Source organism: Nocardia sp. NPDC049935, from assembly GCF_055586645.1.
In genome coordinates this window covers 65,013-78,391 of record NZ_JBVJHV010000003.1, presented here as the reverse complement: position 1 = coordinate 78,391, position 13,379 = coordinate 65,013, and the positions used below count along the sequence as shown (strand labels likewise).

The 13,379-nt window shown below is 69.8% G+C and carries 13 protein-coding genes; 6 read left to right on the top strand and 7 right to left on the bottom strand.

The genetic code is table 11. The annotated features are described in order from the left end of the window. Window positions 1–190: 190 nt before the first annotated feature. Window positions 191–2,140, top strand: coding sequence for a S9 family peptidase (locus ACZ6SF_RS13285; protein ID WP_466062362.1), 1,950 nt, complete (start codon window positions 191–193; stop codon window positions 2,138–2,140). A gap of 65 nt (window positions 2,141–2,205) precedes the next feature. On the opposite strand, the gene ACZ6SF_RS13280 is transcribed toward ACZ6SF_RS13285, so the two are convergent. Together ACZ6SF_RS13280 and ACZ6SF_RS13275 are read right to left on the bottom strand one after the other, a co-directional pair. Next, entirely contained in the window at window positions 2,206–2,685 is a 480-nt protein-coding gene (locus ACZ6SF_RS13280; RefSeq protein ID WP_466062361.1) for a hypothetical protein, read from the bottom strand. A 47-nt stretch (window positions 2,686–2,732) separates the two neighbouring features. Beyond that, the gene (locus tag ACZ6SF_RS13275; RefSeq protein WP_466062360.1) at window positions 2,733–3,455 is read right to left on the bottom strand and encodes an SDR family NAD(P)-dependent oxidoreductase; all 723 of its coding nucleotides are present in this window, start codon (window positions 3,453–3,455) and stop codon (window positions 2,733–2,735) included. Window positions 3,456–3,556: 101 nt separating this feature from the next. Between ACZ6SF_RS13275 and ACZ6SF_RS13270 the strand changes: the two genes are divergently transcribed. Together ACZ6SF_RS13270 and ACZ6SF_RS13265 are read left to right on the top strand one after the other, a co-directional pair. Beyond that, on the top strand, window positions 3,557–4,399 hold the full coding sequence (locus ACZ6SF_RS13270) for a helix-turn-helix transcriptional regulator (protein ID WP_466062359.1): 843 nt from the start codon (window positions 3,557–3,559) through the stop codon (window positions 4,397–4,399). Window positions 4,400–4,577: 178 nt separating this feature from the next. Then, complete coding sequence (locus ACZ6SF_RS13265) at window positions 4,578–5,861, top strand: lipase family protein (protein ID WP_466062358.1); 1,284 nt, start codon at window positions 4,578–4,580, stop codon at window positions 5,859–5,861. A 3-nt stretch (window positions 5,862–5,864) separates the two neighbouring features. Here ACZ6SF_RS13265 and ACZ6SF_RS13260 read toward each other — a convergent pair whose 3' ends face one another. Next, window positions 5,865–6,905: an NAD(P)-dependent alcohol dehydrogenase gene (locus ACZ6SF_RS13260; protein ID WP_466062357.1), complete on the bottom strand. Its 1,041-nt coding sequence runs from the start codon at window positions 6,903–6,905 to the stop codon at window positions 5,865–5,867. Window positions 6,906–6,994: 89 nt separating this feature from the next. Here ACZ6SF_RS13260 and ACZ6SF_RS13255 point away from each other — a divergent pair, with 89 nt between their 5' ends. Continuing rightward, complete coding sequence (locus ACZ6SF_RS13255; RefSeq protein ID WP_466062356.1) at window positions 6,995–7,642, top strand: TetR/AcrR family transcriptional regulator; 648 nt, start codon at window positions 6,995–6,997, stop codon at window positions 7,640–7,642. Window positions 7,643–7,685: 43 nt separating this feature from the next. On the opposite strand, the gene ACZ6SF_RS13250 is transcribed toward ACZ6SF_RS13255, so the two are convergent. From ACZ6SF_RS13250 to ACZ6SF_RS13240, 3 genes are read right to left on the bottom strand one after another with little or no spacing between them, the layout of a single operon-like run. Further along, window positions 7,686–8,066, bottom strand: a complete 381-nt coding sequence (locus ACZ6SF_RS13250; protein ID WP_466062355.1) for an EthD domain-containing protein — start codon at window positions 8,064–8,066, stop codon at window positions 7,686–7,688. After that, entirely contained in the window at window positions 8,063–9,064 is a 1,002-nt protein-coding gene (locus ACZ6SF_RS13245; RefSeq protein ID WP_466062354.1) for an LLM class flavin-dependent oxidoreductase, read from the bottom strand. Before ACZ6SF_RS13245 ends, ACZ6SF_RS13250 begins: the two co-directional genes overlap by 4 nt. Then, on the bottom strand, window positions 9,061–10,281 hold the full coding sequence (locus tag ACZ6SF_RS13240; RefSeq protein WP_466062969.1) for a cytochrome P450: 1,221 nt from the start codon (window positions 10,279–10,281) through the stop codon (window positions 9,061–9,063). The genes ACZ6SF_RS13245 and ACZ6SF_RS13240 overlap by 4 nt, the downstream gene beginning before the upstream one ends. A 197-nt stretch (window positions 10,282–10,478) precedes the next feature. Between ACZ6SF_RS13240 and ACZ6SF_RS13235 the strand changes: the two genes are divergently transcribed. Next, window positions 10,479–11,192: a TetR/AcrR family transcriptional regulator gene (locus tag ACZ6SF_RS13235; protein WP_466062353.1), complete on the top strand. Its 714-nt coding sequence runs from the start codon at window positions 10,479–10,481 to the stop codon at window positions 11,190–11,192. Next, entirely contained in the window at window positions 11,189–11,896 is a 708-nt protein-coding gene (locus tag ACZ6SF_RS13230; RefSeq protein ID WP_466062352.1) for an SDR family NAD(P)-dependent oxidoreductase, read from the top strand. Before ACZ6SF_RS13235 ends, ACZ6SF_RS13230 begins: the two co-directional genes overlap by 4 nt. Window positions 11,897–11,943: 47 nt before the next feature. Here the strand turns inward: ACZ6SF_RS13230 and ACZ6SF_RS13225 are convergent, their stop codons facing one another. Then, window positions 11,944–13,272, bottom strand: a complete 1,329-nt coding sequence (locus tag ACZ6SF_RS13225) for a PucR family transcriptional regulator (protein WP_466062351.1) — start codon at window positions 13,270–13,272, stop codon at window positions 11,944–11,946. Window positions 13,273–13,379: the final 107 nt, after the last annotated feature.

The window sequence follows — 13,379 nt, the reverse complement described above, 5'->3', positions numbered from 1 at the left end:
GGTCCGGGCCGGTCCTCTCGTCGTGGCGGACGCGGAGCCGGAGACCGCGGCCATGGACTCGATCGTGCCAGAACCGGTCGGCGCGCACATCCGGATCCCGGGCGCGGCGCCCGCACTTGAGTATGCCGCTACGGCACAGTGTTCGATCGGGGTCGTCAACGTTTCCGGAACCGAGCGGAGTGGAGTGAGCATGACCGGAGGACCTACCGGCCGGCGACCGGCCCTGATCGATATCGAGACCTTCTTCGCCGACCCGCGGTTCGCGAACCCGTCGATCTCGCCGGACGGCACCCGCCTCGCCTATCTCGCGCCGCACGGGGGCCGCCGCAACGTCTGGGTCCGCGGTATCGATCGGACCCACGACGAGGCCGTCCCCGTGACCCACGACTCCCGCCGCGGGATCACCACCTACTACTGGACCGACGACCCCCGCTGGTTGCTCTACCTCCAGGACACCGACGGTAACGAGGACTGGCATCTGTACCGCGTCGACCTCGACGATCCCGAGGCCCCGGCCGTCGACCTCACCCCGATGGGCCCGGGGTCGCGGGTGGTGGGCGCCGGGCCGCTGCCGTCGGTTCCCGGCAGCGTGCTGGTGACGATGAACCGGCGCCCGATGTTCTTCGATATGTTCCGGATCGACATCGCCACCGGCGAGACGACCCTGCATCGTGAACAGGACGACCCGACCGCCGCCGTATTGCTCGACCGCCGCGGTGAGCCCGCCTTCCGCACCGCGCTCACCGCGGACGGCACGGTCGAGGTCTCCGCGATCGATCCCGGTACCGGGCAGGTGCGGTTCCTGCGGCACCTCGGCGGCGCCGAACATCCGATGAGTGTGCAACCCCAGGAGGTCACTGCCGACGGGCGGGGGCTGCTCGTCGGATCGTTCCAGGACGGCGACGATCTGCGGCTGGTGCGTATCGATCACGCGACGGGTGCGGAGACGGTGGTCGCCGCGGTCGAGGGACACGACCTGGATATCAGCGGCCAGCTGCTACCCGGTGTGCTCCCGCCCCCGGTCTACACCCATCGCCACACCGGCGAGGTGCTCGCGGCGCGGTTCGTCGGCGATCGGCCGCATATCGAGATCCTCGACCCGCATTTCGCCGAGGTCCACGCCCGGCTGGAGAAACTGTCCGACGGGGTGCTCGGCACGGTGTCCTGCGACGACTCCGGCCGACGCTGGGTCGCCACGTTCACCCATGACCGCGACCCCGGGGTCACCTGGTTCTACGACCACACCACCGGCGAGGCCCGGTTGCTGTTCCGCTCCTTCCCGGACCGCGACCCGGCCACCATGGCACCCATGGAGCCCGTCGGCTTTCCCGCCCGCGACGGACTGCCCCTGCACGGGTTCCTCACCCTGCCGGTCGGGGTCGAACCGCGGAACCTCCCGCTGGTGCTGGCGGTGCACGGCGGGCCCTGGTATCACGACTCGTGGGGCTACAGCCCCGACGCCCAGTTCCTCGCCAATCGCGGCTACGCGGTGCTGCAGGTGAACTTCCGCGGTTCGCTGGGCTACGGAAAACGCCATGTCACCGCGGCCATCGGTGAATTCGCCGCGGCCATGCACGACGATCTCCTCGACGCTGTCGACTGGGCCGTGGACCGGGGCTACGCCGATCCCGCCCGCATCGGCATCTACGGCGGCTCCTACGGCGGGTACGCCGCACTCGTCGGTGTGACGGTCACCCCGGACCGGTTCGCCGCCGCCGTCGACTACGTCGGTATCTCCGACCTCGCGAATTTCCTGCGCACCCTGCCGCCGTTCACCCGGGCCTTCAACATCAACAACTGGTACCGCTATGTCGGCGACCCCGAGATCCCCGAGCAGGAGGCCGATATGCTGGCCCGCTCGCCGATCACCATGGTCGACCGGATCCGCACCCCGCTGCTGGTCGCCCAGGGCGCCAACGACGTCCGCGTGGTGCAGGCCGAATCGGACAATATCGTCGCCCGGCTGCGGGATCGCGGGGTTCCGGTGGAGTACCTGATCGCCGAGGACGAGGGACACGGTTTCGAGAACACCGAGAACCGGATCCGCCTGTATCGCGCGATCGAGCGGCATTTCGCCCGGCACCTCGGCGGCCGCACCGCCGAGCCGGACCCGTCGAGCGCGGAGTCCGCGCCCCGGTAGAGCCCGGCGGGCAGCGGCGCCCGGGCCCGATGAGCCCGTGCCGCTGCCTGATCACCGTCCGGCCCCTACCGGGTACTCGGCGGCACCCATCGGCGGATGGCGTCGAGGGTTGTCTCGGGGGAGGTGTTGAAGCAGTAGTTCACCCCCGGTGAGAGTGTGTTGACCACATTGACGATTCGTTCGAACAGCAGGGTGTGCTCCATGCTCGCCCGCAGTCCGGCGCCGATCATCACGACCGCGAACGCGGTGTCCCCGGCGCATTCGCGCAGATGGACCTCCGCGGTGTCGGGATCGGTGGGGAGCAGGCACGACACCACGTCGAGCCCCGCCTCGCGCAGCCTGAGGTTGCCGGCGGCGATCCGCGCGGTGAGCGTCTCCTCGTCCAGGCCCGGGAACCTGCTGTAGTCGAGTGCGCCCGGGTGTATTCCGATCGACAACACGGTCGATGTCGCGTCGATATCGTTCATCCTGCCCGGTGCCTCCTGTGTCGAAATCCCGATCATCCCGGCGACGACCGCGATGATCAGCGACACAACGCCTATCACGATCGGACCGGTGCGTCGATCCGGCCGTTTGCCGGAAGGATCGGCGGTCACCATGCAGTGCGACCGTCGCGGTCGAAGAAGCCGCCCGTGGGCCCGGCGGAATCGATACCGGCCAATGCGACGATCGCGTCGGTACCCTCGGTGACCGTCTGGACGCCGCGATAGTCGTTGAGGGCGGTGGCGGTGTACCCGGGGTCGATCGCGTTGATCCGGATACCGGGGAGCGCGAGCGCGTACTGGGCGGTGATCATGTTCAGCGCGGCCTTCGACGCGGGATACCCGAGTGCGGGCGGCACGAGTCCGGCCGCGGCGGTCACGGTCGCTACCGATCCCATTCCGCTCGAGACCATGATGATCCGGGGATTCGCGCCGGCGCGCAGCAACGGCAGGAAAGCGTTGGTCACTCGGACAGCGCCGAGGACGTTGGTGTCGAAAACCGCCGCGAGTTCGGCGGCCGGTGTCTTCTCGGGCGGGGTCGTGGACCCACCGATCCCGGCGTTGTTGACGAGGACGTCCAGATGCCCGGTGTGAGCGGCCACGATCTCGACGGCTTCGCGTACCGATTCGTCGCTGGTCACGTCCAGCGGCACGAAATGCGCCCGGAGTCCCGACGCCGCCAACTCGCGGATCGCGGCGTTACCTCGACCGGTATCGCGTGCGGCGAGGAAAACCCGGCGGCCCATGGTCGCGAATCGTCGTACGGCTTCGCGCCCGAGCCCTGTGTTCGCCCCGGTGACCAGAACGGTCGCCGGGGTCGCTGTCGTTGTCATTCCCGCAGCATCCGGCCTCGCGGATGCCCTCGCCAGGACCGGTCGGCCCTGGGACCGGCAGTACCATCCCGCGGATCCGGGATCGGCGGCACGATGGAGCGATGAACAGAGCCGAACTCGCGTCCGTACTGCGTACCGCGCGTTCCCGGATCACACCCGGCGAGGTCGGGCTGCCCGCGGGGCGGCGTCGTCAGGTCCCGGGCCTGCGGCGCGAAGAGGTCGCCCAACTGGCGGGGCTCAGTGTCGACTACATCGTCCGGCTCGAACAGGGCCGCGGCCCGAGGCCTTCGGTCTCCGTCATCGGCGCGCTGACCCGTGCCCTGCGTTTGAACGACGAGGACCGGGATCTGGTATTCCGGCTCAGCGGCTGCGAACCCCCGCAGGAGGGTCGTATCCCGACGCTGGTGGGTCCTGGCGTGCTGCGGACCATGGATCGGATCGACGGCCCAGCGGTACTGGTGCTGTCGGCCAAATCGGATGTACTGGTGTGGAACCCACTGGCCGCCGCGTTGCTCGGGGACTTCTCCGCATTGCCGCCCGCCCGCCGGAACCTCATCTGGCAGCGTTTCCTCGGCGACGGTCTCGCCCGGGTCGTGGAGATGCCGGACGAGCAGGCGGATTCCGCCGCGCACTGCGTGGGGTGCCTGCGCACGGCCCAGGCGCGCTATCCGGCGGATTCCGCACTCGCGGGTCTGATCGCCGACCTGCGGGCCGGCAGCGAACGGTTCGAGGAGCTGTGGCGCGCCGGGCGGTCCGGGGTGATCCGGGCGCGGACCGCGACCATCGATCATCCCGAATTCGGCATGCTCACCCTGGACTGCGACACCCTGCTGGTGCCCGATACCGACCAGACGTTCGTCCTCTACTCGGCGCCGCCGGGCACACCCGAGGCAACCGCGATGGAGCTCCTGAGTATCACCGGGATCGAGCAGTTCGCGAGCTGAACGCTCCGGGCGCCGGGGGCCCGGGCGCGCACCGACCCGATCCGACTCGGCGCCGCGACCTCCGGCCCTGTGCCCGCCGGATGGCATAGGCTGTGGCCCGGCAGGGCATACCTGCTGGTTCCGCGCTCGAACAGTGCCACTTCAGCTCCCCGGATGGACCACATCGCGAAGGATCGGTATGAAGAGCGAAAAACGCGCCTGGGTCGCCGCATTGACCGGAACACTCGTCGCCGTCGCGTGCGGAGCGATCGCCGCGCCCCCCGCGTGGGCGCAGCCCGCGGCGACGCAACCGCAGCCGGCCGGGGGCGATATCCTCCGCGCCGAGGCGTCCCGGCCCGTGGCCTCCGGTGTGCCCGGAACCGTTCCGGCGCGGTCGACGCGACTCATCTACGCCAGCAGCGATACCCACGACGCGCCGACCACGGTGGTGGGCACGTATCTGGAGCCGCTCACGCCGTGGACCGGCCCGGGCGAGCGTCCGCTGGTGGCCTACGCGGGCGGAACCCAGGGGCAGGGCGCCGAGTGCGCGCCGTCGGCGATGGTGTCGCAGGTGGTCCGGGTCCAGCCGCCGGCCGATGTGGTCGTGGAATACGACCTGATCGCGATCAATCAGCTACTGGCCCGGGGGATGTCGGTCGTGATGACCGACTACCACGACTACGCCGCACCCGGCCCCCACAACTTCCTCAACCGCAAAACCCAGGCCCACGCGGTCCTGGATTCGGCGCGCGCCGCTTTGCACCTGCCCGGAAGCGGCCTGCATCCCGGCTCGCCGGTGATGATCTACGGCTACTCGCAGGGTGGGATGGCCTCCGCGGCCGCGGCCGAACTGCAACCGCGATACGCCCCCGAGCTGAATGTGCGCGGCGCCTATGTGGGCGGACCCCTGGCCGGTCCGCAGGACTACATCGCGCACAGCGACGGGCAGCCCGGGGTGGCCCCGGCCATCGCCTGGATCCTGAACGGTATCGCCGCCGACTATCCCGAGACCCGGCCGGTGCTCGACGCCGCGCTCAACGACACCGGTAAGGCGATCCTGCGCGATTCGATCGGTAAATGCGGCGGCGGCCTCTCCAGCATCATGTCGCAACCGCAGCAGACGTCCCGGTGGACCACCAGCGGGCTGCCCGTCACCGCGGTGATCGACGGCTCCCCGGAGCTGAAGAAGGCGTTCGACGAGCAGCGGCTCGGCGGGACCGCTCCCGGAGTGCCGGTCCGGGTCTACTCGGCCCGTAACGACGAGGGCGTCGCGCCGTACCCGGTGGTGCGGAGTATGGCCGCGAGCTGGTGCGGCGGTGGTACGCCGGTCCAGCTGGAACCGGACGCCGCGGTGCCTCCGCTGTCCGGCGTGCTGGGCACCCATGATGTGGCCTTCTTCCCGTCGCTGACCACCTCGCAGCAGTGGGTGACCGATCGCCTCGCGGGCGTGCCGGCGCCGGTGAACTGCGCGGCGCTGCCGTAGGGCTCAGGCCAGCAGCACAGTTTTGCCCTGCGCGTGCCCGAGGTGCAGGTGCCGGACCGCCGTCGCCGCCTCCCGCAGCGGGTGCCGCCGCTCGATGAGCGGAACGAGGGCGCCGTCGGACAGCAGCGTCGCCAGATATTCGAGATCGGCGCGGGACTGCCGCATGAGCAGGGGTCGTAGCGTCTCCCGGGTGACCAGGTCGGCGAGCAGAACCTTGCCGAGCCAGAGCAGCGGGCCGATGAGATCGCCGCCGGGGGCGCCGGCCGACGAGACGAACACCCCGCCGGATACGAGTACGCGGCGGCACGCGCGCAGTGACCGGTTCCCGACCAGATCCAGCAGCACATCGACGTCGCGCGCCGATTCGGTGAAATCGGCGGCGGTGTAGTCGATCACCCGGTCCGCGCCGAGGTCACGGACCGCCGCGATATGCCGGGTGCTGCACACCGCCGTGACCCGCGCTCCCAGGGCCACCGCGATCTGCACGGCGAAACTGCCCACCCCGCCCGAGGCCCCGTTGATCAGCACATGGTGGCCGGCGCGCACCCGCCCGATATCCCGCAGTCCCTGCAGCGCGGTGACCCCCGAATCCGGTACCGCTGCCGCCTGTTCGAAATCGACCCCGGCGGGGATCCTGGCCAGCGTCGCCACCGGGACCACCGCGTATTCGGCGAAGGCTCCGGCCGGCACCGCACCGAACACCGCGTCGCCGATGCGGAATCCGCCCACGTCCGGTCCTAGTGCGGCGATCTCGCCGGCGAGATCGTGTCCGATGACCCGCTGTTTCGGCCGGCGTAGCCCGAAACCCATGAGCCGGATGGGGTAGGGCCGTCCGGTGAGCAGATGGATATCGCCTTTGCACACCGCGGCGGCACGGACCCGGACCAGGGTCTCGCCCGGGCCGGGGGAGGGGACGGGCACGGTGTCGACGCGCAGCACCTCGCTGCCGCCGTAGGCCGGGGCGACGATCGCGGTCATGGTCCCCGCTATCGGTCCGGGGTGTACCCGGTCGTCCCGGAACCGGTCGTTGTGTATTTCGGACATGAGGACACCTCACCGGAGCCGAGTGACTTACAGCGTAAGTTCGCTGCCCGGAACGCTACACTTACACCGTAAGTACGTCAAGGAGACCGATGCCGAAACCCGACCGAGACCCGCTGAGCAGGCAGCGAATCCTGGCCGCCGCCGTGCGCTTCGCCGACGAGCACGGCCTCGGCGCCCTGTCCATGCGCAAACTCGCCCAGCAGCTGGGCGTCGAAGCGATGTCGCTGTACAACCACATCGCCAACAAGGACGATCTGCTCGACGGGCTGGTCGATCTCGTCGTCGCCGAGATCGAGGTCCCCGGTGCGGGCGTCGACTGGAAAGCGGCGATGCGCCGCCGCGCCCGCTCGGCCCACGAGATGCTGCGCCGGCACCCGTGGGCCACCGGACTCATCGGCAGCCGCGTCAACGTGGGCCCCGCCATGCTCCGCTATATCGACGCCACCCTCGGATGCCTCTACACCGCCGGCTTCTCCGACCTGCAGGCCGACCGCGCGTGGAACGCGATGGACAGCCATATCTACGGTTTCACCCTGCAGGAATCCACGTTCCCGCTGGATCCCGCCGATTACGTCACCGCCGCGACCGGGTTCCTCCCGCTCATCCCGCCCGACCGTTTCCCGAATATGAACCGCCTGACCACCCGGGTCATCGCGGGCGAGCACGACGGCATCGCCGATTTCGACTTCGGCCTCGACCTGATACTCGACGGCCTGGAACGGCTACTCCCACCGTGACCGGCGGGTCAGGGCATCCGGCCACCCTGCCGCCGGGCCGGCTTCAGGCGCTGGGGCCCGCGCCGAGGGTCGATTCGTATTCGACGGTGATCGCGACCCGCAGTTTCGTGCGGTCGAACAACTGTTCCTCGTCCTCGAGGATCTCCGGTGGCGGCTGATTGCGGGCGGTGTGGGCGGCGACCGCCTCGGCGGTGGACCGGTCGCGCAGCCACAGTTCGGTGATGACGTCGAACGGCAGTTCTTCTCCGCCGACCGGATCGAGATAGCGGCGGAGATAGCGCACCAGGCCGTGGGCGTGTTTCTCGCCGAGTTTCGAGTGGGTGTTCTCGTAGTACTCCCGGAATGCCTCGACGCTCATACCGGGTTTGCGCTTCAGGAAGAGCAGGACCTTGTAGAGGGGTTCGGGGGCCGTGCTGTCGTTCATGGTGTGTTCCCCGGGATCTCGACGGTGCGGGCCGCCGCCGCGAAGGCGCGTAGTTCGCGTGCCACATCGGGGCCGCTCGGTGTGTAGACGAGTTCTCGTACGCCGAGGCCGGCGAGCCGGGTCAGTTCGGCGCGGATGTCCTCGGGTTCCCCGATCACGGTGGGAAACCCGCCGTCGTAACCGGCCAGCGGCCGGTCGCGGTCGGTGAGGTGGGTGACGTGTCCCTCGTAGGTCAGCAGGTGACGTTCGTGCTCGGGGGCGAGTCGCTCGAGAGTTTCGCGCCACTGCTTCCCGCCGGGCATCGCATCGACGGCCGCGGCGCCACCAAGGGCGTACGCCTCGTGATAGGCAACCACCCGCCACGGGCCGACCGCCGCGGCCACCCGCGGGCAGTCGCTCGCCTCGCCGGGGTCCAGCACCGAACCCGCCCGCATGGTCGCGACCGGAACCGGCTGCCGCGCCGCGGCGCCGATGATGCCGTCGGCGATACGGCCCGCGAGTGCGACCGCGCGCGGCCCGAACGCGCTCAACCAGATCTCGGCATCGACCGGCCGGTCCGCGCTCAGGCCCGGGGCGTGCAGCATCCGGGCGGCGCTGCCGTCGATGGTCACCGTCGAACCGGCGAGCAGTCCACGCACGGCCGTGACGTACTCCTCCAGCGCGCGCAGTGTCATCGGCCGCTGCCCCATGGTCCGGCGCGCGGTCGCCCCGGTGCCGAAACATGCCCGGAACCGGCCGCCGGACAACCGCGCCAGCGCGGCGATCGCGGCGGCCATCGCCATTTCCGAGCGTTCGCCCGGGATCAGCACCGCGGTGGCCAGGCCGATACGCGAGGTGCGTTGCGCGGCGAGCGCGAGATGGACGAACGGGTCCTCCCACAGCGGCGCCGAATCGAATATCCAGACCCACGAGTACCCGGATTCCTCGGCGAGCACGGTCAGATCGGCGAACTCGGGGCCGGGCGGAAGCCCGCAGGACACTTCGAGCGCGGTCGTCACGCCGGGTTCTCCGCGAGGTCGACCTCGAGGTGCAATTCGGTCAGCCCGCGCAGGATGTAGGTCGGCACGAAGGAGAAGCGCCGTGCTCCGGTGGGTCCGTGTTTCTCTTCGGACAGCCTGATATCGGTGGTGCCGGCCAGGAGTCGCTCGATACTCACCCGCGCCTCGGTCCGCGCCAGCGGCGCTCCGGGGCAGGTGTGCGGTCCGCGTCCGAAGGCGATGTGCTTGCGGACGTTGGGTCGCGCGAGGTCGAAGGTGGCCGGATCGTCGAACAGGCGCGGGTCGCGGTTGGCGGCGCCGTTCATCACCATCAGGGTGGTACCCGCCGGAACATCGACGCCGCCGACCGTGGTGTCGACGGTGGCGAGCCGGAAATCGCCTTTGACGGGGCTTTCGAAGCGCAGGGCTTCCTCGATGAAATTCGGGACGCGTTCGGGGTTCGCGCGCAGGGCCTGCTGGAGTTCACGGTTGTCGGCGAGGATCATCAGCGCCGAACTCAGCAGCCGCACCGTGGTTTCCTGACCCGCCGAATAGAGATTGGCCGCCAGGCGGACGATATCCATCACCTCCGGCGCCGACCCGTCGGGGAACCGGGCGACGGCCATATCGCTGAGCGTGTCGCCCCGGGGCTCGCGTCGCCGGTCTTCGATATAGCGCGCGAATTTCTCGTAGAGGTACTCGAGCGGAGTATGCGACATCGCGCGCCGCCCGGACGCGCCCACACCACCGCCGCGGGCCTGGCGGGTCATCGTGGCCGCGAACTCGGCCCGGTCGTCCTCGGGAACGCCGAGCAGATCGGCGATCACCAGCAGCGTGAACGGCCCGGCGAACTCGCCGATGTAGTCACCGCCGCCCGCGGCCAGATACGGCTGCAGTACCTGGTCCACCCGCTGCCACATGAATTCTTCGTTCTCGCGCAGGCGTTTCGGGGTGATCAAGCCCATGAGCAGGGCGCGGTGGCGGGTGTGGTGGGGCGGGTCCATCACGGTCACCTGGTCGCTGAACGGCAGTTCGGCGCGATGGGCATCGATCAGCGCCCGCACGTCGCCGCCCTCGAGCGGGACCGGGAATCCGGGGAACGGGCCACTCACCGAGATACACGACGAGAACCGGTCGGCGTCGCCGAGAACGTCGATCGCCTCTTCGTAGCCGGTGATCATCATGACGTCGTGATGCGGCTCCCGCACGACCGGGCACTGCTCGCGCAGCGACTCCATATACGGATACGGGTCCGCCACCGGGCTCTTGTCGCGGAAGAAATCGACGGTGTCGGGTGTGCTCACGGGTACCTCGGATTCCTCGATGCCGGCGCGCCGGCGGCTGGGCGGGCCGTCGCGCCGGCGGTTGCCAATTCATACGCGGTCGTATAGTGATGGAATCATACGAGTGCGTCTGATTGAAAGGGGCCGTTTCGGTGACCACGCGACCACGGCGGCCGGGCAGGCCCACCAGTACCGAGGCGGCCGAGCTCGTCGAGCGATTGCGCGAAGCCGCGGTGCAGACCTTCCTCGAACGCGGCTACGACGGCGCGACCATGGAGGCCATCGCCCGGGCCGCCGGTGTCACCAAACAGACCCTCTACGCCCGCTATCCGGATAAGCGCGCCGTTTTCGCGGAGGTGATCCCGTGGGCGATGAGCCGGCGCGACCCGCACACCCAGGTCGATCCGCCCCCGGGTGACGACCTCGGTGCCTCGCTGCTCGCCCTCGCCCGGGAGGCGCTGGCCCGGATATCGGACCCGCAGCTGGTCAAACTGCAGCGGATCGCGATGAACGAATCGTCGCGGTTCCCCGAATTCGCCGTCAGCGCCGAAACCGTCGCCTGGTCGCCGCGTTTGCGCGCGGTACGCGATCTGCTCCGGCGGCACCGCGAGGCCGGGCATATCGAGCTCGCCGCCGGTGATCTCGAACTCGCCGCCGAACACTTCCTGGTCCTGGTGGAATCCGAACCCTGGCGAATGGCCGAGTTCGGCGTCTACCGCACACCCGAACAGGCCGACAGGCATCTCCGGTTCGCCGTCACCCTCTTCCTTCGCGCTCTGCTGCCGCGTGACGGCGGCGGCGCGACGTGGTCCGAAATCCCCTCGGCGGTCACCGGAGCCGATATCGACAAGGAGTCGTCAGCATGAAAACAGCAGTGGTCACCGGAGGTGCCTCCGGGATCGGGCTCGGTATCGCGCAACGCCTGCGCGCCGGCGGATACACCGTCGCGACCCTGGATCTCAACCCCGGCCCGGACGACGACCTGGCCTATCGCGCCGATGTGACCGATCCGGAACAGATCGCGGCCGCGCTCTCGGCGATCCGCGAAAAGACCGGCCCGGTCACCATATTGGTCAACTCCGCGGGTCTGGAAAGTTTCAAACGCTTCGCCCACCTCACCTTCGACGAATGGCAGCGGGTATTCGATGTCAATGTCAACGGTGTCTTCCACTGTGTGCAGGCGGTTCTGCCGGATATGCTCGCGGCGGGCTGGGGCCGCATCGTGAACATCTCGTCGTCGAGCACCCATTCGGGTCAGCCGTTCATGTCGAGCTATGTGGCGGCGAAATCCGCGGTCAACGGATTGACCAAATCCCTGGCGCTGGAACTGGGGCCCTCCGGAATCACCGTCAACGCCGTACCGCCCGGGTTCATCGATACCCCGATGTTGCGCAAGAACGAGGAGGTCGGCCGGCTCGGCGGCACGGTCGAGGACCATATCCTGCGCACCCCCGTCCGCCGGATCGGCACGCCCGCCGATATCGCCGCCGCCTGCGCGTTCCTGGTCTCCGAGGAGGCCGGCTACATCACCGGCCAGCTGCTCGGGGTCAACGGGGGCCGCAACACCTGATCACTGTGCCCCGCCTGCCACGGTTCGGGATCGCGTTCGTGATTGCGCTATCCGGCGGCTGCGGCCAGCGCCCCGGTCCCGCGACCGATTTCGGCGGGCGGTCGCACCTCGGCCGAGCCGGGAGCGCCCTGGCTCGGCCGAGGTGCCGGGCCCGGGATCGTCTCGACCACCGGGCCGGTCTCGTAGGCGCCCGCGACGAGGGCCGCCTGCAGATGCCACAGATCGTCGGCGCGGGCGGGGTCCAGGCCGGTGTGGTGGGCGATGCGGCGCAACCGGTAGTCGAGGGTGTTGGCGTGGATATAGAGCGCACGCGCGGTGACCTGGCGGTTGCGGTCGTTGGCCAGATGCGTGGCGAGGGTCTGCAGGAGTTCGGGCTGGGAAAGCAGCGGGTCCAGCGCCGTCGCCAGCTGCCGCCGGGCCGGGCCGGGGCGGGTGATCTGGTATTCCACCGCCAGATCGGCCATCCGGTACAGCCGGGCGGGACGGTGCAGGCGCTGGGCGAGGTCGAGTAGTTCGTGGGCGCGGCGAGTGGCGTCGGGGATCTCGTCGCGGCGCGCGAGTACGACGGTGGCCAGCAACGGTTCGCGGGCCGCCTCGCGCAGGCGCTCGACCAAGTGGGTGGCCGGGGAATCGTCGGGTCGAGGCAGGGGGACGAGAATCGTGCCGCCGGCTTCGCTGAGGCGGGCGGGCGGTATGTCACCGCCGAGGCAGAGTTCGGCGCGCACCCGGCGGAGCCGGCGCCGGGGCGCGGTGCTGTCGGCTTCGCCGCCGGTGCCCGGGAGGGCGAGCGCCAGTACCGCGTAGGAATCCGCGCTCCGGAAACCGTTCTCGCGGGCCGTCTCCGCGGTGGCCGACCCCGAGATCAGCGCGGTGGCCAGCGCCTCGGCCCCGGCGTACCGGGCCGCGGTATGGGCCCGCAGTTCGCGGAGGTAGGCCCCGGTGAAGCCGGTGATGACACGATCGAGAACCTCGGCCAGCCGCTGCCCCGCGGCCACCATCACGGGGGCGTCGGCGCCGCCGGCCCGCCCGGCCAGCAGGTCCAGGACGAACCGGAACCCGAGATGGGTGGCGTGCTGTACGGCCTCCAGGGCCACTCCTTCGGCGGCCCAGTCCTCGATCCGGCTCGCCAGCGCGGCGGGCACGGCGCTCACCGCCCGTCCCTGCAGGGCCGCCGCCACCAGGTCCAGACAGCCGGCCACCACCTCGGCGGCCTCGCGGCGCAGCACGCCGCACGGCATCGTGACACCGGGTTCGGCATGGTCGGAACCGGCCAGATGGTCCAGTAACTGCTGGGACAGTCGGGGTGTGCGGCCCAGCAGTGTTACCGCGGGCGTCCCGGCGATCTCCAGTTCACGAATAGCATGAGAGCTGCTCATCAGCACCGACTCCGACCTCCTTGCCACCTGTGTACGAATGGAGCGCTACCGGTGGGTGCGCAATCCGTATCAGTAAAAACTGTAACCGATGGTGAGTTGCACCACAA